The following is a 24,163-nucleotide window of genomic DNA, read 5'->3' on the forward strand; positions in this document are numbered from 1 at the left end:
CGGCGCGGTCGAGGATGCGATCATCAACGCCGGGCTGGTGATCGACAGCACCAGCCATGTCGGCGCGATGCTGAACCGCACGAAAGCGGACGTCGGCGGCGAAAAGGACATCTATACCCAGGCCGATGTCTTCAGCTTCTGCTCGGCCGTGGTCTCGCGCAAGGTGATGGAGCGCGACCCCCTGAACATCCAGTCCTGCCCCTATGGCATCTTCGTCTATGAACTGGCGGACGCCCCCGGCAAGATCACCGTCGGCCATCGCGACTATGCGGCCGAGGATCTGCCCGAGGTGCAGGAACTGATTACCGGCATCGTCGGCAACGCGCTGGACTAAGAAAGCCGTCCTGCCATGAACAAAGGCCGCGGGAAAACCCGCGGCCTTTGACATCTCACGCCCGGCTCAATGCAGCGGCACGTCCGCAGGCTTGTCGCCCGCCGCGCCCAGCGGGGCGCTGGTGCCGACGCGGTTGCCGACGACCAGCCCGCCGTCGGCCGCGGTGACATGCACGGTCTGCCCGTCCAGCACCTCGCCGCCCAGCAGCATCTCGGCCAGCGGGTTTTGCAGGCTGCGCTGGATCACCCGCTTGAGCGGGCGGGCGCCGAACACCGGGTCATAACCCTCGTCCGCCAGCCAGGTCTGCGCGGCGGGGTCGAGATCCAGCGTGATCTTGCGTTCGGCCAACCGCTTTTCCAGGTCGGCCAGCTGGATGCGCACGATCGCGTCCATGTTGTCGCGCGACAGCCGGTGAAAGATGATGATCTCGTCCAGCCGGTTCAGGAACTCGGGGCGGAAATGCGCCCGCACCGCCGCCATCACCTCGCTGCGCGCCTGCCCCGAATCGGCCCCGTCTGGCAGTGAGGACAGCGCCTGTGCCCCAAGGTTCGAGGTCAGGATGATCAGCGTGTTCTTGAAATCGACCGTGCGGCCCTGCCCGTCGGTCAGCTGCCCGTCGTCCAGAACCTGCAACAGCACGTTGAACACGTCGGGATGCGCCTTTTCCACCTCGTCGAACAGGATCACCTGATAGGGGCGCCGCCGCACGGCCTCGGTCAACACGCCGCCCTCGTCATAGCCGACATAGCCGGGGGGTGCGCCGATCAGCCGGCTGACCGAGTGTTTCTCCATGAACTCGGACATATCGACGCGAACCATCGCGCTGTCGTCGTCGAACATGTATTCGGCGATGGCCTTGGTCAGCTCGGTCTTGCCGACGCCGGTGGGGCCAAGGAACAGGAAGCTGCCCAGAGGCCGGCGCGGGTCGTTCAGCCCGGCGCGGGCGCGGCGCACGGCGTTGGCAACCGCGGTCACGGCCTCGGACTGGCCGATGACGCGCTGGCCCAGAACCTCTTCCATTTTCAGCAGCTTGTCGCGTTCGCCCTCCATCAGCTTGCTGGTGGGGATGCCGGTCCAGCGTTCGACCACCTCGGCGATCTGTTCGGGGCGCACGGCCTCGGCGACCAGCGGGCCATCCTCATGACCCTCGCTTTCGGCGATCTGGCGTTCCAGCCCGGGGATGATGCCATAGGACAACTCGCCCGCGCGGGCGAGATTGCCCTCGCGCTTGGCCTGTTCCAGCTCGGCGCGGGCGCGGTCCAGCTGTTCCTTGACGTGGCGCGAACCTTCAAGCTTGTCGCGCTCGGCCTGCCAGCGGGCAGTCATCTCGGCGCTGCGTTCCTGAAGGTCGGACAGATCCTTTTCCAGCCGCTCCAGCCGGTCGCGGCTGGCGGCATCGTCCTCGCGTCGCAGCGCCTCGGCCTCGATCTGCATTTGCAGGATCTGTCGGTCCAGCGCGTCGAGTTCCTCGGGCTTGCTGTCAACCTCCATCCGCAGGCGGCTGGCCGCCTCGTCCACAAGGTCGATGGCCTTGTCGGGCAGAAAGCGGTCGGTGATGTAGCGATGCGACAGCGTGGCCGCCGCAACCAGCGCCGCGTCGGAAATGCGCACGCCGTGGTGGAGTTCGTATTTTTCCTTGATGCCGCGCAGGATGGAAATCGTGTCCTCGACCGTGGGTTCCTGCACCATCACCGGCTGGAATCGCCGCGCCAGCGCCGCGTCCTTTTCGATATATTTGCGGTATTCGTCCAGCGTCGTCGCGCCCACGCAGTGCAACTCGCCCCGCGCCAGCGCCGGCTTGATCAGGTTCGCGGCGTCCATGGCGCCATCGGTCTTGCCGGCGCCGACCAGCACATGCAGTTCATCGATGAACAGGATGATCTCGCCGGCCGCGGTCTCGACCTCTTTCAGCACGGATTTCAGGCGTTCCTCGAACTCGCCGCGGTATTTCGCGCCGGCGATCAGCGCGCCCATGTCCAGCGCCATCAGTTTCTTGTTGGCCAGCGATTCCGGCACGTCGCCGTTGACGATGCGCAGGGCCAGCCCCTCGGCGATGGCGGTCTTGCCGACGCCGGGTTCACCGATCAGCACCGGGTTGTTCTTGGTGCGGCGGCTCAGAACCTGCATGGCGCGGCGGATTTCCTCGTCCCGGCCGATGATCGGGTCGATCTTGCCCTCGCGCGCGGCCTCGGTCAGGTCGGTGGCGTATTTCGACAGCGCCTCGAAGGTGTCCTCGGCGCTGGCCGAATCGGCGGTGCGCCCCTTGCGAATGTCGTTGATCGCGGTGTTCAGCGCCTGAGTCGTCACCTGCCCCGCCGACAGCGCATCACGCGCCCGCGTGTTCACCATCGCCAGCGCCATCAGCACGCGTTCGACCGGCACGAAACTGTCGCCGGCCTGCTTGGCGATCTTTTGCGCCTCGTCCATCACCCGCACGAGCGAGCTGTCCACATAGACCTGCCCGTCGCCGCCCGACACTTTGGGCAGTTTCGCCACCACGTCATCCACGGCCCGGCGCACCGCCTGCGCATCACCGCCAGCGCGAGTGATCAGGTTGGCCGCCAGCCCCTGGTCATCATCCATCAGCGCCTTGAGCAGATGTTCCGGCACCACGCGCTGATTTTCCTCGCGGATCGCGATGGTCTGCGCGGCCTGCAAGAACCCGCGCGAACGCTCGGTGAACTTTTCCATGTCCATCGGCTATTTCCCCTTTCGCTAGCCCCCGGCGCTACGGGCGCCCTGATGCGGCACGCCCCGGTCCGGGTCTTCAACTCATGATTTGGGGCGTCCCCTGATGCTTTCAAGCGGAATGGCGCCGCAGGGACGACGGATCGGGTCAGACACGGTTGCGCAGCTCGCGCTTGCACTCGGCGGGCCCGCGAGCCGACCGGCTATACGCCGTGACCCCGCAGGTTTCGCAGCGGAATTCGGACAAGGCGCTGCGCCCGTCCAGCAATTGCCAACGGCAGGGCTTGCGTCGGAACAGGCGGTGGAACAGTGGATCCATCCGGCGGCCGATCTCGACTTGGGCGCGGTCGCGCGCCCAGAGGCGCCACAGGGTCAGAATGATGATGGTGGCGGCGGCAATCAGGATCGGCATGAATCACCTTTGAAAATTACTTGTGACTGGTGGCGACACTTTTAATCGAAGCGTTTCGATGCCAAAAGAGCCAGGATTTTCGCAGGGGCCAGATATGGATGACCGTTTGATCGTGGCGCTGGACGTGCCGGACGCGCTGGCGGGGCTGAAACTGGCCGAGACGCTGGGCGATGCCGTGTCGTTCTACAAGATCGGGCTGGGGATGCTGACCGGGGGCGGGCTGGCGCTGGCCAACGAGCTGAAACAGGAACACGGCAAGCGCATCTTTCTGGACATGAAGCTGTTCGACATCGGCGCCACGATCGAGGCGGCGGTGCGCGGCCTTGCCCGCTACGACATCGACTTTCTGACCGTCCACGGTGACCCACATGTGGTGCGCGCGGCCAAACAGGGGGCGGCGGGGTCGGGGCTGAAAATTCTGGCGGTGACCATCCTGACCTCGCTTGACCGCGACGATCTCGACGCGGGGCTGATCCGGCCGGGCGAGCTGCACGAGCTGACGGTGGAACGCGCCGCCCGCGCCTTTGATGCCGGCGCCGACGGCGTCATCGCCAGCCCGCGCGAGGCCGCGGCGATCCGCGCCCTGCCCGGCGCGGGGCTGATCGTGACACCGGGCGTGCGGCCGGCCGGCGCGGCGCTTGGCGACCAAAAGCGGGTGGAAACCCCCGCCGCCGCCATCGCCGCCGGGGCCGACCATCTCGTCGTCGGCCGCCCGGTCTGGCAGGCCGCGGACCCGCGCGCCGCCGCACAGGCGATCCTGTCGGAAATCGCGGGCTGAGCCTTACCCGCCCCGCCGCCTCAGGGCGGCGCCATCCCCAGCATTTCCCGCACCACGTCGCGGAAATGCGGGACGGCCCTGGGGTGGACGACGAACTCGGCCAGCGCCATCAGCCGCAATTCTGCACCCTCGTCGCCCAGCACCACGGCCCCGGCCTCGGCCGCGGAAATCTCGGCGTGGAAATACCAGCCTGCGCGGCCGGGCCGGTGCGGCAGCTCGCGCGCCCGACCCCGCAGCCGCGAGGGGGCCAGCCGCAGCCCGGTTTCCTCGAATAATTCCCGCAGCGCGCAGTCGGCGGGCGATTCGTCGCCCTCGCGCTTGCCTCCGGGCAGATCCCAGCAGCCCGGCCAGTTGATGGTGGGAATGTCGTCGCGCAGCAGCACCAGCAGCGCATCGCCGCAGGTCAGCACCAGCTTGGCGCCGTTCCAGCGCAATGCCTCGGCCCCGTCGCTCACGGCGCGGGCCCGCCCTTGTCCGGGCCGCGAGGGTTGTCGTTGATGTCGTCGCGCCAGATGCGGGTGGCGCTGCGGTCCACCCCGCGCAGCCGCGACAGCGCCAGCCAGATCACCCCCGACAGCAGCGCGGTCAGCACCAGCGCCACCGGCAGCCCGCCGGTCCAGATCCCGGCCAGCAGCAACAGCCCCATCACCGCCACCGCCCCGGCCATACCCATGAAGACATAGCCCGGCAGCGCCAGTTCGATCAGCGCCAGCAGCAGCGCGGCGATGATCCACAGCCAGCCGTTTTCCCAGCCCGTCACCTGCGATCCCCTATCACCTGCGATCCCCCGACAGCAGCCGCGCCACGTCGGTAAAGGCATCCAGCGCCGCGGCGGGCAGGATCACCGTCTGCTTGCCCTGCCCCTGCGCAACCTCGGTCAGCGCCTCGACCTGTTTCATCGCCACCTGATAGCGCGCGGCCTCAAGCCCGTTTCTGGCGATCGCCTCGGACAGGGCGCTGGTGGCATAGGCCTCGGCGTCGGCAAGGATGCGGCGGGCCTTGGCCTGCTGTTCGGCGGCGTAAAGCTCGCCGTCGGCGGCCAGTTCAACCGCGCGGCGCTTGCCCTCGGCCTCGGTCACCAGGGCGCGGCGGGCGCGCTCGGCGTTCAGCTGCTGCAACATCGCGGCCCGCGTCGCATCGTCCAGATTGACGTCGAGGATTTCCGCCCGCGTCACCTCGATGCCCCAGTCGTCCACCACGTTGGCCACCGCCTCGCGCACCCGCTCGATCAGCTGGGCGCGGTTGGACTGGACCTGATCCAGCTCCATCATCCCGATCTCGGCGCGCACGATCCCGGCGACGGTGGTGGCGATGGCGGCATCCACATCGCGGATCCGGTAGACGGTCTTTTCCGGTTCCAGAATCCGATAGAACACGCTGGTTTCAACCTGCACCAGCACGTTGTCGGCGGTGATCGCGTCCTGCCGGTTGGTGGGCAGCTGCCGTTCCAGCACCGAAATCCGGTGCGCCACCCGGTCCAGAAACGGCACGGTAAAGTTGATCCCCGGCCCAAGGATCGAACGCAGCCGCCCGAATCGCTCAACCACGTATTTTTCCGACTGCGGGACGATCCGCACGGCCGAGGTGATCGCCAGCACGATCACCACCGCCAGCACGATCAGCGCGGCGTTCTGCGCCAGAAACTCTTCCATCCTTGCCCCCTTATTCCGCCGCCATCGGCATTCCGTCACCCGTCGGGCGCAATTTCGCAAGCGCGGCGAATGTCCTTGCCAGCCGCGCCGCCAGCCCGGCATAGCCCGAATGCGGCCGGATCGCAGCCTCGTCCATGTAAAGCGAACGGTCGATCTCGATCTGCACGACATGGCGTCCGGCCCGAGGCCGGCCATAGGCCGCCGCCACATGCGCCCCCGCGAACGGAGAGTTGCGCCGGACCCGGAAACCCGCCGCCACCAGCGCCCGCTGCACCCCGTCCGAGACCCAGGGCGCGGCAGAGGCCCCGTTGCGGTCGCCCAGCACGATTTCGGGGCGCGGGCCGGGCAGATGGACCAGCGCCTCGCGCGGCATCGAATGCACGTCGATCAGAATGGCGCGGCCGTGGCGGGCGACGGCCTCGGCCATCAACGACTCGAGCGCGGCATGATAGGGGCGCCAGAAACGGTCGATCCGCCGCGCGGCCTCGACCGAGGTCAGCTTGCCGTGCCGGATCGCGCGCCCCCGCCCCACGACGCGCGGAATCACCCCCAGCCCCGAACGGATCCGGGGGTCGGTCGGCCCGTCGGCCGCGCCCAGGACCACCGCGGGGTCCAGCTCATGCGCGCCGCGGTTCAGATCGACGATGCAGCGCGGCACCCTTGCGGCCAGCGTGACCGCCCCCGCCGCCGCCGCAGGGCCGATCAGCCGGTCGATGAACGCATCCTCGGACGACCGCAGCACATGCGGGTCCAGCACCGATTCGGACAGGAACCACGCCGGATAGTCGCGCCCCGAATGCGGCGAGGCGAAAATCACGCCTCCCGCCCAGCATTCCGGGCGCACCAGATCGAAAACCGGGCCGGGACAGGCGGAAAAGGGCATGGGCGTCATTTTCGTCTCGGCTGTCATCGGCTTTGCCGTTGAATATAACCGCTGCGCCGGACCTTAAAAGGGCACTTGCGGGGTCGTGGCGGTGACTATATAGACACGCCGACCAACGCGATTCCGCCGCCCTCGGGCCGGGAATCACATGGCACGGGCGGTTAGCTCAGCGGTAGAGCACTACGTTGACATCGTAGTGGCCACTGGTTCGATCCCAGTACCGCCCACCATTTTCGCCGCCCCCGGGGCTTTTCCGGGGGCATTTCAGTTTCAAGGCGCGATGCGAGCGCCGCGAAGAGGAAGAGACCGATGAAGGTTCGCAACTCGCTGCGTTCGCTGAAAGAGCGTCACCGGGACTGTCAGATCGTGCGCCGCAAGGGCCGCATCTATGTCATCAACAAGACCAACCGCCGCTTCAAGGCGCGCCAGGGCTGATCGCCCGGCCAAAGGTCTGGAAACACGAACGCCCGCGGTGATCCCGCGGGCGTTTTGCGTTTCTGCCCGGTTTTCCGGACAGGCCGGGCCAGGTGGATGGGGCCGGACGCCCGGCCCCCTGCCCTTACCGCGACCGCTGGTTGCGCAGCCGCGCCAGCTGTTCAGCGTTCAGATAGCCGGTCGAGGCCAGCCCGTTGTCGCCCTGCCAGCGCGAGATTGCGGCGCGCGCGCCCGACCCGAACTTGCCGTCCACGCCCTTGGGATCATAACCCAGCGCCGACAGCCGCGCCTGCACCTCGGCCCGGGCGATCTCGCCCAGCGCCAGCCGGGCCTCGTCAGCCTCGGTGGCGCCTGCGGAGGTGGTCGTGCCCGTGGTGGTGCCCGTGGTCGTGGTGCCGCCGGCGACGGTCCCCGCGCCCACGCTGCGCAGGGTGCGCAGCTGCTCGGCGGTCAGATAGCCGGTCGCCGCCATCCCCCGCGCCGCCTGCCAGTCGCGGATCGCGCGGCGGCTGCCGGACCCGAAGGTGCCGTCCACGCCCCGCGTGTCATAGCCCGCCGCGACCAGCGCCTGCTGGACGGCGATGCGGTCCGCGCGCGTCAGGTCCAGCATGTTTTCGGCCCGCGCCGCCGCATCGGTGGTATCGGCCGAGGGCGCGCCGGGCAGGCTGCCGCCGCTTAGCAGCGTGGTGGCCTCGGCCTGCGACAGGAATCCGGTGGCGGGGGCGCCGTTCGCCCGCTGCCACGCGCTGATCGCGCGCCGCGTGCCCGACCCGAACTGCCCGTCGATGCCATTGGTGTCATGGCCCAGCTGGGTCAGCCGCGACTGGATGATGCGTTTCTGGGTGGGGGTCAGCTCCATCGCGGTCTCGCCGGTGCCCGGCTCGATCCCCGCGGCGGGGCTGCCCACCGTCGCCGGGGTGGTGGTCGGGCTGACCCCGGCGGGCGGGCCGCTGGGGGCGGAATTGCGCAGCTCCTGCGCCTGCGCCGCGGTCAGATAGCCGGTCGAGGCAAAGCCGCGGCTGGTCTGCCACGCTCCGATGGCCCGCCGCGTGCCGGAACCGAAAATTCCGTCGGCGCCGCGGGTGTCGTGGCCCAGCTCGTTCAGCCGCCACTGGATCGCGCGGCGCGCGTCAAGCGTCAGTGCCAGCGCCGATTCGGCCTGCTCGGCCCCCGCCGGCGCGACCGGAGCCACCGGCTGCAACGGCGTCGCGGTCACCGGCTCGGGCGGCTGCACCGGCGCGGGCTGCACCGGGGTGCCCGCCGCCGGCGGCTGGGCCGAAGGCAGCGTCCCCAGCACCACGTTCAGCCGGGCGCGCGCCTCGGCCGCATGGGCGCCGTTGGGAAAGCTGGACAGGTAGTTGCGATAGGCGTCGGCGGTGGCGCGGCTCAGCGTCAGCTGCCACAGCGCCTCGTCCTGAACCGTCGAGACCACCCCATCGGGCGTGATCACCTGCTGCGCCGCGGCGCCGATCGGCGCGATCCCCGCCAACAGCACGGCCAGCGCCGCACCAACCCTGTTTCCGACCATATCGTCCCCTCTTTGAACGGGGCCGGTTTCAATCGTATTGGCGGCGGTCCTCGATCACCAGCCCGTCATTGGGCAGCGACCCAGGCGCAACCAGTTCGACCCGGCCCTTGAGCTTGAGTGCATCGAGCACCGATGCCTCATATACAGCGGGGTTCTGGCCGGTGGTCTCAAGTTGCACAAGCATCACGTCCATTTCATCGTCGCGATCGGCGACGACACGGGCGCGTGACACCTCGGGATGGCTGGCGACAAGCTGGGCGACCTGTTCGGGGCGCACGAACATCCCCTTGATCTTGGCGGTCTGGTCGGCGCGGCCCATCCAGCCCTTGATGCGCATGTTGGTGCGCCCGCAGGGGCTTTCGCCGGGCAGCACCGCCGACATGTCGCCGGTGGCAAAGCGGATCAGCGGGTAATCGGGGTTCATCGTGGTCACCACGACCTCGCCCACCTCGCCGTCGGGGACGGGGTCGCCGGTGCCGGGGCGCACGATCTCGACGATCACGCCCTCGTCCACGATCATCCCCTCCATCGCCGGGGATTCGTAAGCGATCAGCCCCAGATCGGCGGTGGCATAGCATTGCAGCGTCTGGATGCCGCGGTCCATGTAGGTCTTGCGCAGCGACGGAAACAGCGCGCCCCCCGACACCAGCGCCCGGGCCAGCGACAGTTCGATCCCCATCTCGTCGGCCCGGTCGAGGATCACCTTGAGGTAATCCGGCGTCCCCGCATAGGCGGTGGTGCCGATGTCGGCGGCCGCGCGGACCTGCAAGTCGGTCTGGCCGGTGCCGGCCGGCAGCACCGCCGCCCCGACCGCGCGGGCCGCGCTTTCGAACATGATCCCGGCGGGCGTCAGGTGATAGCCGAAACAGTTGTGCAGGATGTCGCTGCTGCCCAGCCCGGCGGCAAAGGCGAAACGGCCCAGCCGGAACCAGTCGCCCTCGGCGCGGCCGGGTTCGTAGATCGGGCCGGGGGACTGGAAGATATGGTTGAATTCATGGGGATGGCGCGTCGTATAACCCCCGAACGGAGGTTTCTTCTTTTGCGCCTCGGACAGCTCGGCCTTGCGGATCAGCGGCAGCCGGGCCAGATCCGCGCGGCTGCGGATCTCGGCCGGGTCCACGTCGCGCAGCGCGCGGGCCAGCGTCGGCGCGGTCTGCGCGTTCGAGATCGCCCGCGCCAGATCACGGGCAAGGCTGTCTTCGCGCTCATCCGCGCTGCGGGTTTCCAGCTCGTCGTAATAGGTCACGGGGTCTGCTTTCTGATCACGGTTGTTGGGGAAATCGCGGACGGCTCAGGCCAGCCAGCGCTTGCGGCGGCGATAGGAGCGCACGTCGCGGAATGATTTGCGGCCCTCGTCCGACATGCCCAGATAGAACTCCTTTACGTCGGGGTTCTCGCGCAGCGCCCCTGCCTCGCCGTCCATCACGACGCGGCCGCTTTCCAGGATATAGCCGTAATGGGCGTAACGCAAAGCGACGTTGGTGTTCTGTTCGGCCAGCAGAAAGGTCACGCCCTCGCCCTCGTTCACCGCCTTGACGATTTCAAAGATCTGCTCGACCAGCTGCGGCGCCAGCCCCATCGAGGGCTCGTCCAGCAGGATGGTTTCGGGGCGGCTCATCAGCGCGCGGCCCATGGCGCACATCTGCTGTTCCCCGCCCGAGGTATAGCCGGCCTGGCTCTTGCGGCGTTCGCGCAGGCGCGGGAAATATTCATAGACCATTTCCAGGTCGCGCTTGACCGCCGCCGCGCCGTCGGTGCGGGTATAGGCGCCGGTCAGCAGGTTTTCCTCGATGGTCAGGTGCTCGAAACAATGGCGGCCCTCCATCACCTGGATGACGCCGCGCTTGACCAGCCGCGCCGGGTCCAGATCGGTGACGTTTTCGCCGCGATAAGTGATCGAGCCCTTGGTCACCTCGCCCCGCTCGGATTCCAGCAGGTTCGAGATCGCCTTCAGCGTCGTGGTCTTGCCGGCGCCGTTGCCGCCCAAAAGCGCGGTGATGCCGCCCTTGGGCACCGACAGGCTGACGCCTTTCAGCACGAGGATCACGTGGTTGTAGATCACCTCGATGTTGTTCACCTCGAGAATGGTCTCTCCGGCGGCGGGGCCGGATGCGGGGGGCCGTGGGGCGGTTGCGGTGTCCAGCATGGCGTTCTCCGGGGTTCGGATCCCCCGGCGGCGGACCGCCGGGGGCTGCGTGCGTCAGTCGCAGCGCAGGGTGATGTTGTTTTCCTTGGCGAAGGCTTCGGAATCGGCGCGGATCAGCGCGTCCACCACGTCGTTGTCCGGCTCGTAGAAATCGGTGATCGGGTTCCACGTCTTGGCGCTGGCGTCCCACTGCTGGACAAGGGCCATGCCCGAGCCGCCGTGATCCTCGCAGCTGGTCTTGATCGCGGGGCTGAAGCCGCTCAGCCCCAGCTCGGCCAGGCGTTCGTCGCTGATGTCCAGCGCCTCGAACCCGTCGCGGACCTGCGCGGCGGTCACCGCATCGGTGCCGGCCAGTTCCTGCGCCTTGCGGATCGCCTCGGCGGTGACCATCGCGGAATGCATCCCGCGCGAATACAGCACGGTGCCGATATGCGGCCCGCCCTGGCTGGCCAGCCCCTTGTCAAAGACATGGGTCTTGAGATCGTCATACAGCGGATAGTCCCGGCCCGACCCGTGAAAGGCCATCGCCTTGTAGCCGTTTGCGCCGGCCCCGGCCGCCATCACGTCCACCTCGGTTCCCGACCACCAGATGCCGATCATCTGGTCCAGCGGATAGCGCGTATTCGCGGCCTCCTGGATCGCGGCCGGGTTCATCACGCCCCAGCCATACAGGATGACGTGATCGGGCTTTTCGCGGCGGATCTGCAACCACTGCGATTTCTGTTCCTGCGACGAGCCGGGATCGACCGGAATTTCCGTCAGCTTGAAGCCGTGTTTCTTGGACAGCTCTTGCAGGGTGCGGATCGGTTCCTTGCCAAAGGCCGAGTTGTGGTAGAGCAGCGCGATGTTCTTGCCGTTCAGATCGCCGCCGTGTTCGTCCAGCAGATACTTGATCGCGATCGAGGCGCCGTCCCAATAGTTGGTGGGCGCGTTGAACACCCATTCGAACACCCGCCCGTCCTGCGCCGAGGTGCGGCCGAAGCCGGGGGTATACATCGGGATCTTGTCGGCCGAGACCTTGGGGATCAGCTGATAGGCGATGCCGGTCGAGACCGGCGCGATCACCACCGGGTTCTGGCCCTTGAGCGATTCGTAGCACTCGACGCCTTTTTCGGTGTTATACGAGGTCTCGCACTCGGGGACCGCGATCTTTTGCCCGCCGACGCCGCCATCGCGTTCGTTCAGCAGGGTGAAATAGTCGTTGAACCCGTCGGCATAGGGGGCGCCGTTGGCGGCATAGGGGCCGGTGCGGTAGCTGAAATTCGGCACCACCAGATCGGCCAGCGCCGCGGGCGCGGCCAGCGCCGTGGCGGTGGCAAACGCGGCGAACAGCCGGATATTGCGTTTCTTCATTTTCATTCTCCTCCCAGGATGTGTTGGACAAGGCCGGGTTGCCCCGGCTCTGAAATCAATGCGGGAACGGCCAGAGCCGCAGTTTTTCCTTGGTCACGCGCCACAGCTGGGCCAGCCCGTGCGGCTCGACGATCAGAAAGAACACGATCAGCGCCCCCACGATCATCAGTTCCAGATGCGCGGCAAGGTCGGTGGGCCAGCCCAGCGAGCCGACCAGCACGTTCTTGAGAAACACCGGCAGCAGCACCAGGAACGCCGCCCCCGCAAAAGACCCGAAGATCGAGCCAAGCCCCCCGATGATGACCATGAACAGCACCAGGAACGACTTGTTGATGCCAAAGGTCTCGCTGGCCTCGGCCGCACCCAGATAGACGGTGAACAGCAGCGCCCCCGCCACCCCGATAAAGAACGAGGACACGGCGAATGCGGTCATCTTGGCGGTCAGCGGGTTCACCCCGATGATCTCGGCGGCGATGTCCATGTCGCGGATCGCCATCCAGGTGCGCCCCATCGTGCCGCGGGTCAGGTTGCGCGCCACCCAGGCCAGCAGGACCGCAAAGCACAGGCAGACCAGGTATTTGGCGCTGGCCGAAGTCTGCGGCCCGGTGATGATCCAGCCCAGAAAGCTGCGTTCCGGCACGGTGATCTGCCCCGAGGCAGAATGGTTGTAGAACCACGGCACCTTGTTGAACAGCCACACCAGAAAGAACTGCGCGGCCAGCGTCGCCACCGCCAGGTAAAAGCCCTTGATGCGCAGGCTGGGCAGGCCGAACAGCACGCCCACCATCGCGGTGATGCCGCCGGCCAGCAAGACGTGGATCAGGATCGAGATTTCGGGGAATGCGGTGGCCAGCTTGTAGGCGGCATAGGCGCCCACCGCCATGAAGCCGCCGCTGCCCAGGCTGACCTGCCCGGCATAGCCGGTCAGGATGTTCAGCCCCAGCGCCGCGATCGCATAGATCAGGAACGGCACCAGCACCGAGTTGGCCCAGTAGTCTGTGATCACAAACGGGACCACCAGGAACGCCACGGCCAGCGCCGCGTAATAGCCCAGCCTGTCCAGCTTCAGCGGGAAGGTCTGGCTGTCGTCCCGGTAGCTGGTCTTGAAGTCGCCGGCTTCACGGTAAAGCATCAGTCGGTCCTTTCGTGGCGGTCGCGCCGGGGGCTGTCTGCCCCCGGACCCCCGAGGATATTTCTGGACAGAAGATCGGAACGGGGGGCGGCGTCAGACACGCTCGATGATCCGTTCGCCGAACAGGCCCTGCGGGCGGAAGACGAGGAACAGCAGCGCCAGCACATAGGCGAACCAGTTCTCGGTCGCGCCGCCGACCATGGGGCCGATGTAGAACTCGAACAGCTTTTCGCCGACGCCGATGATCAGCCCGCCCACGATGGCGCCGGGGATCGAGGTGAAGCCGCCCAGCATCAGCACCGGCAGCGCCTTGAGCGCGATCAGCGACAGGCTGAACTGCACGCCCGACTTGGTGCCCCACATGATCCCCGCGACCAGCGCGACGAACCCCGCGATCGACCACACCATCACCCAGATGAAGCGCAGCGAGATGCCCACCGACAGCGCCGCCTGGTGGTCGTCGGCAACCGCCCGCATGGCGCGGCCCTGTTTGGTATACTGGCTGAAGGCCACCAGCGAGGCGACCAGCACCGCCGCGATCACCGTGGCCCAGATGTCCAGCCGGTCGATGAAGAACCCATAGCCGAACAGGCTGTCGGTCATCGTCTCGACGGTTTCGGACAGCCCCTGCGGCAGGCCCACGTCCAGCGACTTGACGCTGGCGCCCCACATCAGGTCGCCCAGCCCTTCAAGGAAATAGGCCAGGCCGATGGTGGCCATGAACAGGATGATCGGTTCCTGCCCGACCAGATGCTTGAGCACCAGCGCCTCGATCAGGATCGCCAGCCCCACCATCACCAGCGCCGTCAAGAGGATCGCCAGCAGCGAGGGCACGGTCCAGCCGAAACTGTCCAGGTGCATCCCGGTCACCGCGCTGATCAGATGCGCAAAGGGCACCTGCCCCTGCTGGATGCCGATCAGGGTCAGCGCCGCGAACAGCGCCAGCACCCCCTGCGCGTAGTTGAACACCCCCGACGCCTTGTAGATCAGCACGAAGCCCAGCGCGACCAGCGCATACATGACCCCGGTCATCAGGCCGTTCACCACGACCTCGGATGCGTAAAGCAGCTGGTCCATCAGCGCGTCTCCTTTGCGGGGGTGCGGGCGGAAAGGTCGAAAATACCGGCGGCGCGATCAGTCATGGGCCACCCCCAGATAGGCGTCGATCACCTCTTGGTTGTTGCGGACCTCGTCGGGGGTGCCGTCGCCGATCTTGCGGCCGTAATCCATCACCACCACGCGGTCCGACAGGTCCATCACCACGCCCATGTCGTGTTCGATCAGCGCGATGGTGGTGCCGAATTCATCGTTCACGTCGAGAATGAAGCGGCTCATGTCCTCCTTCTCCTCGACGTTCATGCCGGCCATCGGCTCGTCCAGCATCAACAGCTTGGGTTCGGCCGCCAGCGCGCGGGCCAGTTCCACCCGCTTCTTCAGCCCATAGGGCAGCCGCCCGACCGGAGTCTTGCGGATGTTCTGGATTTCCAGAAAGTCGATGATCTTTTCGACCTGCTCGCGGTGGCGGTTTTCCTCGGCCTCGGCCCTTCCCCACCACAGCGCCTGTTCCAGCAGCGACGATTTCACCATCGTCAGCCGCCCGGTCATGATGTTGTCCAGCACCGACATGCCGTCAAACAGCGCGATGTTCTGAAAGGTGCGGGCCAGCCCCAGCCGCGCGACCTTGTAGGGGCGCATCTGCGGGCGGCGCTCGCCACGGAACCAGACCTCGCCCTCTTGCGGGACGTAAAAGCCGGACATCACGTTCATCATCGAGGACTTGCCGGCGCCGTTCGGGCCGATGATCGCGCGGATCTCGCCCTCGCGGATGTCAAAGCTGATGTCCTTGATCGCGGTGACCCCGCCAAAGCGCAGGGTGATGTTGCGCAGGTCCATCAGCACGCCGCCGATCTTGCGGCCGTCGGGCGTGATATAGGGCTCGGCGCCGGTGGCGGCCTGTTGGGTCTGGGGCATCATTCGGCGGCCATCCTTTGCGCTGGGGTTGCAACGATGCGGGCGTCCTCGATCCGCACGGTGGCTTTCAGCGCGCCCTTGCGGCCGTCCTCATAGGTGACTTCGGTTTCGGTATAGACGCTGTCCGAACCGTCATAGAGTCCCTCGATCAGGTCGGCGAATTTTTCCGAGATCACGCCGCGCTTGACCTTGCGGGTGCGGGTCATCTCGCCGTCGTCGGCGTCCAGTTCCTTGTGCAGGACAAGGAAGCGGTGGATCTGGCAGCCCGAAAGCATGGCATCCTGCGCGACCGAGGCGTTCACCTCTTCGATATGGCTGCGGATCATTTCATAGACCCGCGGATGCCCGGCCAGTTCCTGATACGAGGCATAGGCGATGTTGTTGCGTTCCGCCCAGTTGCCGACCGCATTCAGGTCGATGTTGATGAAGGCGGTGCAGTATTCGCGCCCGTCGCCCAGCACCACGGCCTCAAGGATATTGGGATAGAACTTGAGCTTGTTTTCGACATACTTGGGCGCGAACATCGAGCCGTCGGCCATCCGCCCCACGTCCTTGGCGCGGTCGATGATGCGCAGATGCCCGGTCGCTTCCTCGAAGAACCCGGCGTCGCCCGTCGCCACCCAGCCCTCGGCATCCTTGGTCGAGGCGGTGGATTCGGGGTTCTGATAATACTCCACGAAGGTGCCGGGCGAACGATAGAACACCTCGCCATTCTCGGCGATGCGGACTTCGACGCCGGGCGAGGGCACGCCCACGGTGTCGGCGCGCACCTCGCCGTCGGGCTGCTGGGTGATGAACACCGTCGCCTCGGTCTGGCCGTAAAGCTGTTTCAGGTTGATGCCCAGCGAACGGTAGAAATCAAAGATTTCCGGGCCGATCGCCTCGCCTGCGGTATAGCCCACGCGGATGCGCGAATAGCCCAGCGTGTTTTTCAGCGGGCCGAACACCAGCAGGTTGCCCAGGCCATAGCGCAGCCGGTCCAGCGCACCCACCGGCTTGCCGTCGGTCAGCGCCACGCCGACGCGGCGGGCCAGTTTCATGTAATGGTCGAACAGGAATTTCTTCAGGCGGCTGGCGTCCTCCATGCGGATCATGACGCTGGTCAGCTGACCCTCGAACACGCGGGGCGGCGCAAAGAAATAGGTGGGCCCGATCTCGCGCAGATCGGTCATCATCGTATGCGCGCCCTCGGGGCAGTTCACGCAGAACCCGGTCCAATAGGCCTGCCCGACCGAAAAGATGAAGTCGCCGACCCAGGCCATGGGCAGATAGGCCAGAACCTCTTCCGATGCCTTGAGCCCGTCGAACTGGGACGTGGCGCGGGCGGTTTCGATCACGTTGCGGTTGGACAGCACCACGCCCTTGGGCTTGCCGGTGGTGCCCGAGGTATACAGCATCACGCAGGTGCTGTCGTAATCCAGTTCCGCAATGCGGACGTCCAGTTCATCCGTGAAACGCTGGTGGGCGGCGCGGCCCTCGGCCTGCACGTCGGCCAGCCAGTTCATGCGGGAATGATCGTATTTCCGCATCCCGCGCTTGTCGGTGTAGATGATCTGCTCGACCGTATCATCGCCTTCCTCGGCCTCGATGATCTTGTCGACCTGTTCCTGATCGCCGCAGACCACGAAACGCGCGCGGGAATGGGCCAGCACATAGGCCATCTCGGACGCCACGGCGTCCTGATACAGCGGCACCGGCACCGCGCCGCACATCTGCGCGGCGACCATGGCCCAATAATGTGCCGGACGGTTGCGCCCGACGATGGCGACGTGATCGCCGCGGTTCAGCCCCAGTGCCAGAAAACCCAGCGCCAAGGCGCGGATCTCGTCCTGCGTCTCGGCCCAGGTCCAGCCTTGCCAGATGCCGAATTCCTTTTCGCGGTAAGCGGGGCGGTTGCCCATCTGCGTGGCGTTCCGCGCCAAAAGCGCGGGAATCGACCGCAGGCCCGCTTGGGGCGCAGCGACTGCGTTCATCCTCTCTCCCCTTCCGGCCAAGGGCCGTTGCCGGGCGGGCTCCTCACAACCCGCATTCCATGACCATGTCTGGAGAACGAATCTTGCCCGAGTTTTTCGGGAATCTTACGAATTGTAACCGACCATCCCCGGGCGCGCCGGACCGTGCCGGACCCGAAAGATACCCCGCCCCGAAAGGGACGGGGCGCGGGGCGGTGCCAGATCAGAAGCTGAGGACCGAAGTGCCGGGCGCGACGATGGTCGAACCCATCGCGTCGGGGGCGGCGGCGGTGACGCCCTCGGTCAGGATCGAGGCATCGGCGCCCTTGCCCGGCAGATAGATGGCGCAGACCTGCACCTTGAGGCCGGATTCCCCCATCATCTTTTTCATCAGCCCTTGCGGGCTGGCGCCCTGCGGCGGCTGCCCTGCGGTGGCGGTCTCGGGCGCGTCTTTCAACGCGATGTCACCGGCCGGGCCGCACAGCAGCATCTCGGCCTCGGCGCCGGCGGCGATGGCGTTCATGGTCAGCACCATGGCCATCAGCTGGGTCTGCGGCTCGGGCGCGGTCAGGATGGTGACCAGCCGGTTCGGCGTCTCGGCTGCGGCGGCGCCGGCGATGGTCAGGGCCAGCAGCGGGGCAACAAGGCGGATCGGTTTCATCGGAATCTCCTTTTTCCGGTCACTGGAACGATGGGGCACAACGGCGACACGGGACGCTGCACCGCCCCCGCGTCCCCCACAAACCGTATAGGTCATGGCTGCCGGAACTTACATTCCTGTTTTCGGATGTATGCAGTAACGCACCTTCATGGGCGGTTTTGGCGCGATATGCTGCGTCCTCTGCCGGCGCCGGCAGCGGGGGCCACATCCGCCGTCTTCCGACCCGTCGCGGCGTTGCAGATCAACCTCTTGCAGGCTGCCCGCCGGCCCGCGACCGTCCCGCGCAGCGGCGCGCGGTCCCGCCGGGCGCAATCCCGCGCCCGCGGACCCGCGACATTTTGCATCGGGCGGGCAGCAGCGGGACGGCACGGGGGCGGCCGGGGGCGGCAAGGACTTGCGGCGAATGGTCAGTTTATCCCCGGTCCGACAGATGATACCCACAGGGAATGAGACGCACGGACAGCCATGATGAGCTGATGCGATCGGGCCTGAACCTGATCCAGCAGGCGATTTCCATCTTTGACGCCGATCTGCGGCTGGCGCTGTGCAACCGTCCCTATCAGCAGATGTTCGACCTGCCCGACCACCTGACCCGCCCCGGCGCGCCTTTCGGCGAAACCATCGCCTATCTGGTCGCGCGCGGCGAATACGGCCAGCCCGACGACCCGGCCGAGGCGGTGCGCATCCGGGTCGAACAGGCCCGCACCTTTCAGCCGCACTATATGGAACGCCTGCGCCCCGACGGCCGCACCATTTCCGTCGAGGGCGCGCCGCTGGCGCAAGGCGGCTGGGTCGCCGTCTATACCGACATCACCGAGATCAAGCGCACCGAGGCGCTGCTGCGCAGCCGCTCCGAAGAACTGTCCGACCAGCTCTTGCGCCACGCCGAACGGCTGTCGGCGGCGAACCGCGCGCTGGCCGCCACCAACGCCGCGCTTGAGGAAGCCAAGCGGGTGCTGACCGAGGCCGAGGCCCGCACCCGCCAGGTCACCGCCATGGTCCCCGCACATATCGCCCAGATCGACAGTCAGGGCCGCTATGTGTTTTCCAACAACCAGCTGGGCCGCGTCTTTCCCGGCGCCCCGAACGAGATTCTGGGCAAGACCTCGCCCGAGGTGCTGGGCGACACCGGCATCCGCCTGAACCCCGCGGTCGAACGCGCCCTGGCCGGGGAGCCGCAGGTGGTCGAGGTCACCCACACCGAATCGGGCCGCCGCATCCGGGTGGCGCTGACCCCCGATCTCGAAGGGCAGGGCGCCTATGTTCTGTCCACCGACGTCAGCGCCGAGGTGAATTCGCGCGAGGCGCTGACCCATGCGGCGCGGCGGGAACTGGCGGCGCGGATGACCTCGGGGCTGGCGCATGATTTCGGCAACCTGCTGACCATCATCCTGGGGTTGCAGGGCCGGCTGGCGCGGCTGACGCTGCCGCCCGAGGCCGCCGAGGCGGTGCAGGGCACGCTGGCGGCGGCCCGGCGCGGCGCGGTGCTGCTGGACCGCATCGCCACCATCACCGGGCCGCGGCGGCTGTCGCCGCAGCCGGTGAACCTGCCGGCGCTGCTGGACGAGATCGCGACGATGGCGCGGCCCTCGCTGGGGCGGGGGCAGCGGCTGGTCATGGACATCGACCTGCCGGACGGGGCGCTGCTGCTCGACCCCGGATCGTTGCAGGATTCGATCCTGAACCTGATCCTGAACGCCCGTCACGCCACCGCCGCCGCGGGATCCGGCCCCGCCGCGGACACCCCCGAGGCCGTGATCCGCGTCACCGCACGCGCGCGCGGGCGCTGGCTGGAACTGACGATCACCGACAACGGCCCCGGATTTTCACCCGAGGCCCTGACCCGCGCGACCGAGCCGTTCTTTACCACCAAGCCCGGGCAGGGTTCCGGGCTGGGGTTGTCGATGGTCTATGACCAGACCAAGCTCGCCGGCGGCACGCTGCGGCTGGATAACGCCCCCGGCGGCGGCGGGCGGGTGCGGTTGCGCCTGCCCTATCAGCGCGTGGCGCCCCGGCTGGTGCTGCTGGTGGACGACGACGACGTGATCCGCGAGACCCTGCGCGACATGCTGACCGGCATGGGCCATCAGGTGATCGAGGCCGGCTCGCTGGCCGAGGCACGCTCGCTCTGCGATCTGCCGGGGCTGTCGGTGGTGCTGTCGGACCTGCAACTGGGCGACGGCTCGGGCGCCGATCTGGCCGATGCTGGCCCGCCGCTGCTGCTGATGACCGCCCGCCCGCCCGACGACCCCGCCCGCGCGGGGCTGGCCGGGCCGGTGCTGACCAAGCCCTTTGACGCCGCCGCGCTGTCGGCGCTGTTCGCCACCCTGCCCAAGGCCGAGGGACCATGACCAACGACCCGCCGCTGATCGCCATTCTCGACGACGAACCCGACATCCGCCGCCTGCTGGCCGACACGCTCGAAGATGCGGGATTCCGCACCGCCAGCTTTGGCCGCGCGACCGAGTTCGAGGCCGCGCTGCGCCGCATGGCCCCCGACGCCTGCCTGATCGACCTTGGCCTGCCCGACCGCGACGGGCTGGCGCTGGTCCACCGGCTGGCCACGCAATCGGGCGCCGCGATCATCATCATCTCGGGGCGCGCGCAGGTGCAGGACCGGGTGACGGGGCTGGAACTGGGCGCCGACGACTACGTCATCAAGCCCTTCGACCCGGCCGAGGTGGTGGCCCGCATCCGCGCCCGCCTGCGCAAACCCGCGCGCGAAACCGCCCGCACCGGCCAGACCGCCAGTTTCGCGGGGTGGGCCGCCGACTTCGACCGCTATGCGCTGACCGCCCCCGACGGCGCGGAAACCCCGCTGAGCCATGCCGAGGCGGAAATGCTGCGCATGTTCCTTGACAGCCCGCGCCGGCTGATCAGCCGCGCCCAGATGCTGGAATCGCTGGGCGGCACCGCCGGCGACAGCTTTGACCGCGCCATGGATGTGCGGATTTCGCGGCTGCGCACCAAGCTGGGCGAGGATCCTCGGAACCCGCGGCTGATCAAGACCATCTACGGCGCGGGCTATATCTTTCTGTCCGAGGTTATCTGGGGCTGAGGGGCGGGGCTCTGCCCCGGCCGCTGCCGCGGCCCCCCCGGGATATTTACGGCAAGATGAAACGGCAGGCCGCGGTGCCGTGTCAGCCGCAGCGCCGCAGCCGGGCGATAAAGAACCCGTCCAGCCCTCCCAGTTCGGGCCAGTGGTCGGGCCGGGTGCGGATCGCGCCCTGCGGGGTGATCCATTCCTCGGGCCAGTCGCCGGGCGCGGGCGGCTCGACCGCCAGTCCGGGATGGCGGGCAAGGGCGGTGGCCAGCTGCCCCTCGCCCTCGGCCGGATGCAGCGAGCAGACCGCATAGACCAGCCTTCCGCCCGGTTTCAGCAGGCCCGCCGCGTGGTTGATCAGCTGCGCCTGCAAGCGGACCAGCTCGGGGATCATCGCGCCGTCGCGGATCAACGGCAGCTCGGGGTGGCGGCGGATGGTGCCGGTGGCCGAACAGGGCGCGTCCAGCAGCACCGCGTCCAGGGGCGCGGACGGGGTCCAGCCCAGCGCATCGGCGGCGACGGTCTCGGCCTCAAGCCCGACGCGGGCAAGGTTCGCGGCCAGCCGCGCCAGCCGCTGGGGCGACAGGTCGATGGCGGTGACACGCGCCCCGGCGGCGGCCAGCTGCATGGTCTTGCCGCCCGGCGCGGCGCACAGATCGGCGACGGTTTCGCCCGGACGCGGCGCCAGCAGCCGCACCGGCAGCGCGGCGGCGGCGTCCTGCACCCACCAGTCGCCCTCGGCGTAGCCGGGCAGCGCCGTCACCTGCGCGCCGGATTGCAGCCGGTGGCTGCCGGTGGGCAGCGCCGCACCCGGCACCGGCACACCCGGCGCGCGCGGGGTCAGGTCCAGCGCCGCGCCGCGTTCATGCGCGGCCTCGATCGCGGCGGCGATGTCCTCGCCCCATTGCGCCACCACCGGGCGGCGCAGCCAGTCGGGCAGGCGCGGCGGCGATGCTGCGTCCCACGCGGCCTGTCTCTCGGCGGCGCGGCGCAGAACCGCGTTCACCATCCCCGCCGCGGCCTTGGCCTTGGCGCCGCCGGACCTCGCCAGCGCCACCGCGGCATTGACGGCGCCATGCGGCGCCTCGGCCCCGGCCAGCATCTCGGTCACGGCCAGTTGCAGCAGCTCCATCACCTCTGGCCGCGGGCGGCGGTCGATCAGCCCGGCCAGCACCGCATCAGAGCGGCTGCGGTGGCGCAGGGTCATGGCGGCAAGCCTGCGGGCGCGGGCGCGCTCGGCGGGGGTCAGAGCCGGGGTCAGATCGGCCAGCGCCTCTTCGCCCTCGGCCAGGGTCACGCCCTCGCGCACCGCCGCCAGCAACCGCAGCGCCCCCCTGCGTGCCGCATGGGGCGCCGCAGGCGCGGGCTGCGCCCTGCCCTCGCCCCGATCCTTGCGGCCGCCCGGCTTTCGCGCAGGGTTTTTCGCCGCAGCGACACGCTTGGCAGCTTCTCCATTATCCAAATATCCCGGGGGGGCCGCCGCAGGCGGCGGGGGCGGCGCCCCCGGCTGCGGCGCCGGATCGACCGCCGCCCGCCGCTTCGGCCGCGCCTCGCCACCGGCCGTTTCCCGGCGATCATCGTCGTTTCGCTTGCCCATCGTCCCCGCGATCCCTAGCTAGAGGCAACCGATACGCAATCAGCGCAGGGTTTTCCATGACCACGCAGACCGACGCCACGCCCCTCCCGGAAGATCGCCCCGAATGGGCGCATCTGCCACCCGCCGCCCGCCGCGCCCTGGCCGAGGCCGAGGAACGCCGCCGCACCACCCCGCCGCTGGATCTCGCCCCCGAACTCGGCGGTCGCGACGGCCCCGAGCCGGTGCGCTACGGCGATTACGAACGCAAAGGCATCGCGGTCGATTTCTAGGCGCGGGGCCTCAGGCCGGCGCCGCCTGCGGCAGCGACCGGGCGCGCCCGACACCGCCGCGCAGATAGCGCGCATACCCCAGATCGTCGGCGCGGATCTCGGGCGTGCGGCCGCTGATCAGATCGGCCAGCAGCCGCCCCGAGCCCGCCGCCATCGTCCAGCCCAGCGTGCCGTGCCCGGTATTCAGCCACAGGTTCCCGACCGGGGTCGCCCCCACGATCGGCGTCCCATCCGGAGTCATCGGCCGCAGCCCGGTCCAGAACGTGGCATCGTCCAGATCGCCGGCGCCGCCGAACAGCTCGCCCACCGATTTCGCCAGCGTCGCGCGCCGCCGCGGCGACAGCGACAGGTCGAACCCGGCCAGTTCCGCCAGCCCGCCCACGCGGATACGGTCGCCCAGCCGGGTGATCGCCACCTTGTAGGTTTCGTCCATCACCGTGCTGACCGGGGCGCGGCTTTCGTCGACGATGGGGATGGTCAGCGAATAGCCCTTGACCGGATGCACCGGCAGCCGCAGCCCCAGGGGCGCGACCAGCGCCGGCGAATAGCTGCCCAGCGCCACCACGAACCCGTCCGCGACCAGCCGCCCGGCCGAGGTCCGCGCCGCCTCGATCCGCGACGCGGTGCCTTCCAGCGCGTGAATGCTGGTGTCGTAAAGGAAACGCACCCCCTCGGCCGCGGCCATCTCGGCTAGCGACTGGGTAAAGATCAGGCAATCGCCGGTCTCGTCGCCGGGCAGGCGCAGCCCGCCCTTGAGCAGGTGGCGGGCATGGGCCAGCCCCGGCTCGGCCGCGACGCAGCCGTCGGCGTCCAGCAGCTCATGCGCGACCCCGTCGGCGCGCAGCATCGCCACATCCTTGCCAATGGCGCGCAGCTGCTTGTCCTCGCGAAACACCTGCAAGGTGCCCAGCGTGCGTTCGTCGTAACGGATGCCGGTTTCGGACCGCAGCGCGCCCAGGCAGTCGCGCGAATACATCGCCAGCCGCATCATCCGCGATTTGTTGGTGGCATAGGCGCCCGAGGTGCAGTTCCGCAGCATCTGCATCATCCAGCGCGCGCGCACCGGATCGGCCGATGCGTGCAGCACCAGCGGCGCATGGCGCTGGAACAGCCATTTCAGCGCCTTTTGCGGGATGCCGGGCGCAGCCCAGGGGGTCGAGTAGCCGGGCGAGATCTCGCCGGCATTGGCAAACGAAGTCTCCAGCGCCGCAGCGGGCTGGCGGTCCACCACCGTCACCTCGTGCCCGGCACGGGCGAGATACCAGGCGCTGGTGACGCCGATCACCCCGGCGCCCAGAACGACGATCTTCATGGCAGCAATCCTCCCCA

At 68.2% G+C, this 24,163-nt stretch carries 23 protein-coding genes and 1 tRNA gene (1 of these 24 cut by a window edge); 7 read left to right on the top strand and 17 right to left on the bottom strand.

Annotated elements, in window-relative coordinates:
* Positions 1–334: the 3' portion of a DUF302 domain-containing protein gene (locus BLW83_RS12125; RefSeq protein ID WP_245728836.1), read on the top strand. Its footprint begins 107 nt before the window's first position; only the last 334 of its 441 coding nucleotides appear in the window; its start codon lies off the left edge, out of view; it ends in the stop codon at positions 332–334.
* A 66-nt stretch (positions 335–400) separates the two neighbouring features.
* On the opposite strand, the gene clpB is transcribed toward BLW83_RS12125, so the two are convergent.
* Both clpB and BLW83_RS12135 read right to left on the bottom strand, forming a co-directional pair.
* The gene (gene clpB, locus BLW83_RS12130; protein ID WP_090848509.1) at positions 401–3,031 is read right to left on the bottom strand and encodes an ATP-dependent chaperone ClpB; all 2,631 of its coding nucleotides are present in this window, start codon (positions 3,029–3,031) and stop codon (positions 401–403) included.
* Between the two features lie 139 nt (positions 3,032–3,170).
* On the bottom strand, positions 3,171–3,434 hold the full coding sequence (locus BLW83_RS12135) for a hypothetical protein (protein ID WP_090848510.1): 264 nt from the start codon (positions 3,432–3,434) through the stop codon (positions 3,171–3,173).
* 94 nt (positions 3,435–3,528) lie between these two features.
* Between BLW83_RS12135 and pyrF the strand changes: the two genes are divergently transcribed.
* Positions 3,529–4,212: an orotidine-5'-phosphate decarboxylase gene (gene pyrF / locus BLW83_RS12140; RefSeq protein ID WP_090848511.1), complete on the top strand. Its 684-nt coding sequence runs from the start codon at positions 3,529–3,531 to the stop codon at positions 4,210–4,212.
* A gap of 20 nt (positions 4,213–4,232) precedes the next feature.
* On the opposite strand, the gene BLW83_RS12145 is transcribed toward pyrF, so the two are convergent.
* Genes BLW83_RS12145 through BLW83_RS12160 form a run of 4 tightly spaced genes read right to left on the bottom strand, consistent with a single transcriptional unit; the run spans position 4,233 to position 6,756 of the window.
* Complete coding sequence (locus tag BLW83_RS12145; RefSeq protein ID WP_245728838.1) at positions 4,233–4,667, bottom strand: NUDIX domain-containing protein; 435 nt, start codon at positions 4,665–4,667, stop codon at positions 4,233–4,235.
* Positions 4,664–4,972 carry a hypothetical protein gene (locus BLW83_RS15950; RefSeq protein WP_245728839.1) on the bottom strand — a complete coding sequence of 103 codons (309 nt, stop codon included), beginning with the start codon at positions 4,970–4,972 and terminating at the stop codon, positions 4,664–4,666. The genes BLW83_RS12145 and BLW83_RS15950 overlap by 4 nt, the downstream gene beginning before the upstream one ends.
* Before the next feature lie 13 nt (positions 4,973–4,985).
* The gene (locus tag BLW83_RS12155; RefSeq protein ID WP_090848512.1) at positions 4,986–5,864 is read right to left on the bottom strand and encodes an SPFH domain-containing protein; all 879 of its coding nucleotides are present in this window, start codon (positions 5,862–5,864) and stop codon (positions 4,986–4,988) included.
* Between the two features lie 10 nt (positions 5,865–5,874).
* Positions 5,875–6,756: an N-formylglutamate amidohydrolase gene (locus tag BLW83_RS12160; RefSeq protein WP_245728841.1), complete on the bottom strand. Its 882-nt coding sequence runs from the start codon at positions 6,754–6,756 to the stop codon at positions 5,875–5,877.
* A gap of 146 nt (positions 6,757–6,902) precedes the next feature.
* Between BLW83_RS12160 and BLW83_RS12165 the strand changes: the two genes are divergently transcribed.
* Together BLW83_RS12165 and ykgO are read left to right on the top strand one after the other, a co-directional pair.
* Positions 6,903–6,977: transfer RNA gene (locus BLW83_RS12165), tRNA-Val, on the top strand.
* A 79-nt stretch (positions 6,978–7,056) separates the two neighbouring features.
* The gene (ykgO, locus tag BLW83_RS12170; protein WP_036700801.1) at positions 7,057–7,182 is read left to right on the top strand and encodes a type B 50S ribosomal protein L36; all 126 of its coding nucleotides are present in this window, start codon (positions 7,057–7,059) and stop codon (positions 7,180–7,182) included.
* A gap of 124 nt (positions 7,183–7,306) precedes the next feature.
* On the opposite strand, the gene BLW83_RS12175 is transcribed toward ykgO, so the two are convergent.
* From BLW83_RS12175 to BLW83_RS12215, 9 genes are all read right to left on the bottom strand, one after another.
* On the bottom strand, positions 7,307–8,710 hold the full coding sequence (locus BLW83_RS12175) for a peptidoglycan-binding domain-containing protein (protein WP_090848514.1): 1,404 nt from the start codon (positions 8,708–8,710) through the stop codon (positions 7,307–7,309).
* A 28-nt stretch (positions 8,711–8,738) separates the two neighbouring features.
* The gene (locus BLW83_RS12180; RefSeq protein WP_090848515.1) at positions 8,739–9,956 is read right to left on the bottom strand and encodes a phenylacetate--CoA ligase family protein; all 1,218 of its coding nucleotides are present in this window, start codon (positions 9,954–9,956) and stop codon (positions 8,739–8,741) included.
* Between the two features lie 45 nt (positions 9,957–10,001).
* Positions 10,002–10,856, bottom strand: coding sequence for an ABC transporter ATP-binding protein (locus tag BLW83_RS12185; protein ID WP_090848516.1), 855 nt, complete (start codon positions 10,854–10,856; stop codon positions 10,002–10,004).
* Between the two features lie 54 nt (positions 10,857–10,910).
* Positions 10,911–12,215 carry an ABC transporter substrate-binding protein gene (locus tag BLW83_RS12190; protein WP_425433958.1) on the bottom strand — a complete coding sequence of 435 codons (1,305 nt, stop codon included), beginning with the start codon at positions 12,213–12,215 and terminating at the stop codon, positions 10,911–10,913.
* Between the two features lie 49 nt (positions 12,216–12,264).
* A complete protein-coding gene (locus BLW83_RS12195) occupies positions 12,265–13,341 on the bottom strand; it encodes a branched-chain amino acid ABC transporter permease (protein ID WP_090848517.1) in 1,077 nt (358 codons plus the stop codon).
* 93 nt (positions 13,342–13,434) lie between these two features.
* Complete coding sequence (locus BLW83_RS12200; protein ID WP_090848518.1) at positions 13,435–14,418, bottom strand: branched-chain amino acid ABC transporter permease; 984 nt, start codon at positions 14,416–14,418, stop codon at positions 13,435–13,437.
* Between the two features lie 57 nt (positions 14,419–14,475).
* Positions 14,476–15,315, bottom strand: a complete 840-nt coding sequence (locus tag BLW83_RS12205; protein ID WP_245728843.1) for an ABC transporter ATP-binding protein — start codon at positions 15,313–15,315, stop codon at positions 14,476–14,478.
* Positions 15,312–17,285 (bottom strand): AMP-binding protein, encoded by a 1,974-nt coding sequence (locus BLW83_RS12210; RefSeq protein WP_090848519.1) that lies wholly within the window; start codon positions 17,283–17,285, stop codon positions 15,312–15,314. The genes BLW83_RS12205 and BLW83_RS12210 overlap by 4 nt, the downstream gene beginning before the upstream one ends.
* A gap of 202 nt (positions 17,286–17,487) precedes the next feature.
* Positions 17,488–17,925, bottom strand: a complete 438-nt coding sequence (locus BLW83_RS12215; RefSeq protein WP_090848520.1) for a DsrE family protein — start codon at positions 17,923–17,925, stop codon at positions 17,488–17,490.
* A gap of 446 nt (positions 17,926–18,371) precedes the next feature.
* Between BLW83_RS12215 and BLW83_RS12220 the strand changes: the two genes are divergently transcribed.
* Both BLW83_RS12220 and BLW83_RS12225 read left to right on the top strand, forming a co-directional pair.
* Positions 18,372–20,276 carry a hybrid sensor histidine kinase/response regulator gene (locus BLW83_RS12220; protein ID WP_090848521.1) on the top strand — a complete coding sequence of 635 codons (1,905 nt, stop codon included), beginning with the start codon at positions 18,372–18,374 and terminating at the stop codon, positions 20,274–20,276.
* On the top strand, positions 20,273–20,983 hold the full coding sequence (locus tag BLW83_RS12225) for a response regulator transcription factor (RefSeq protein WP_090848522.1): 711 nt from the start codon (positions 20,273–20,275) through the stop codon (positions 20,981–20,983). Before BLW83_RS12220 ends, BLW83_RS12225 begins: the two co-directional genes overlap by 4 nt.
* Positions 20,984–21,065: 82 nt before the next feature.
* Here BLW83_RS12225 and BLW83_RS12230 read toward each other — a convergent pair whose 3' ends face one another.
* A complete protein-coding gene (locus BLW83_RS12230; protein ID WP_281245539.1) occupies positions 21,066–22,430 on the bottom strand; it encodes an RsmB/NOP family class I SAM-dependent RNA methyltransferase in 1,365 nt (454 codons plus the stop codon).
* 191 nt (positions 22,431–22,621) lie between these two features.
* On the opposite strand from BLW83_RS12230, the gene BLW83_RS12235 reads away from it, so the two are divergent.
* Positions 22,622–22,834, top strand: a complete 213-nt coding sequence (locus BLW83_RS12235) for a DUF1674 domain-containing protein (protein WP_090848524.1) — start codon at positions 22,622–22,624, stop codon at positions 22,832–22,834.
* Positions 22,835–22,844: 10 nt separating this feature from the next.
* On the opposite strand, the gene BLW83_RS12240 is transcribed toward BLW83_RS12235, so the two are convergent.
* The gene (locus BLW83_RS12240; protein ID WP_090848525.1) at positions 22,845–24,146 is read right to left on the bottom strand and encodes a D-amino acid dehydrogenase; all 1,302 of its coding nucleotides are present in this window, start codon (positions 24,144–24,146) and stop codon (positions 22,845–22,847) included.
* Positions 24,147–24,163: the final 17 nt, after the last annotated feature.

It is taken from the genome of Paracoccus alkenifer (assembly GCF_900108405.1).
In the GTDB taxonomy this organism is placed as follows: Bacteria; Pseudomonadota; Alphaproteobacteria; order Rhodobacterales; family Rhodobacteraceae; genus Paracoccus; species Paracoccus alkenifer.

Bases quoted from the DNA above. Each gene is read 5' to 3' on its own strand.
- clpB (WP_090848509.1), bottom strand. From the start codon at position 3,031: ATGGACATGGAAAAGTTCACCGAGCGTTCGCGCGGGTTCTTGCAGGCC.
- BLW83_RS12135 (WP_090848510.1), bottom strand. From the start codon at position 3,434: ATGCCGATCCTGATTGCCGCCGCCACCATCATCATTCTGACCCTGTGG.
- pyrF (WP_090848511.1), top strand. From the start codon at position 3,529: ATGGATGACCGTTTGATCGTGGCGCTGGACGTGCCGGACGCGCTGGCG.
- BLW83_RS12155 (WP_090848512.1), bottom strand. From the start codon at position 5,864: ATGGAAGAGTTTCTGGCGCAGAACGCCGCGCTGATCGTGCTGGCGGTG.
- BLW83_RS12160 (WP_245728841.1), bottom strand. From the start codon at position 6,756: ATGACGCCCATGCCCTTTTCCGCCTGTCCCGGCCCGGTTTTCGATCTG.
- ykgO (WP_036700801.1), top strand. From the start codon at position 7,057: ATGAAGGTTCGCAACTCGCTGCGTTCGCTGAAAGAGCGTCACCGGGAC.
- BLW83_RS12175 (WP_090848514.1), bottom strand. From the start codon at position 8,710: ATGGTCGGAAACAGGGTTGGTGCGGCGCTGGCCGTGCTGTTGGCGGGG.
- BLW83_RS12185 (WP_090848516.1), bottom strand. From the start codon at position 10,856: ATGCTGGACACCGCAACCGCCCCACGGCCCCCCGCATCCGGCCCCGCC.
- BLW83_RS12190 (WP_425433958.1), bottom strand. From the start codon at position 12,215: ATGAAAATGAAGAAACGCAATATCCGGCTGTTCGCCGCGTTTGCCACC.
- BLW83_RS12195 (WP_090848517.1), bottom strand. From the start codon at position 13,341: ATGCTTTACCGTGAAGCCGGCGACTTCAAGACCAGCTACCGGGACGAC.
- BLW83_RS12200 (WP_090848518.1), bottom strand. From the start codon at position 14,418: ATGGACCAGCTGCTTTACGCATCCGAGGTCGTGGTGAACGGCCTGATG.
- BLW83_RS12205 (WP_245728843.1), bottom strand. From the start codon at position 15,315: ATGATGCCCCAGACCCAACAGGCCGCCACCGGCGCCGAGCCCTATATC.
- BLW83_RS12210 (WP_090848519.1), bottom strand. From the start codon at position 17,285: ATGAACGCAGTCGCTGCGCCCCAAGCGGGCCTGCGGTCGATTCCCGCG.
- BLW83_RS12215 (WP_090848520.1), bottom strand. From the start codon at position 17,925: ATGAAACCGATCCGCCTTGTTGCCCCGCTGCTGGCCCTGACCATCGCC.
- BLW83_RS12220 (WP_090848521.1), top strand. From the start codon at position 18,372: ATGAGACGCACGGACAGCCATGATGAGCTGATGCGATCGGGCCTGAAC.
- BLW83_RS12225 (WP_090848522.1), top strand. From the start codon at position 20,273: ATGACCAACGACCCGCCGCTGATCGCCATTCTCGACGACGAACCCGAC.
- BLW83_RS12235 (WP_090848524.1), top strand. From the start codon at position 22,622: ATGACCACGCAGACCGACGCCACGCCCCTCCCGGAAGATCGCCCCGAA.
- BLW83_RS12240 (WP_090848525.1), bottom strand. From the start codon at position 24,146: ATGAAGATCGTCGTTCTGGGCGCCGGGGTGATCGGCGTCACCAGCGCC.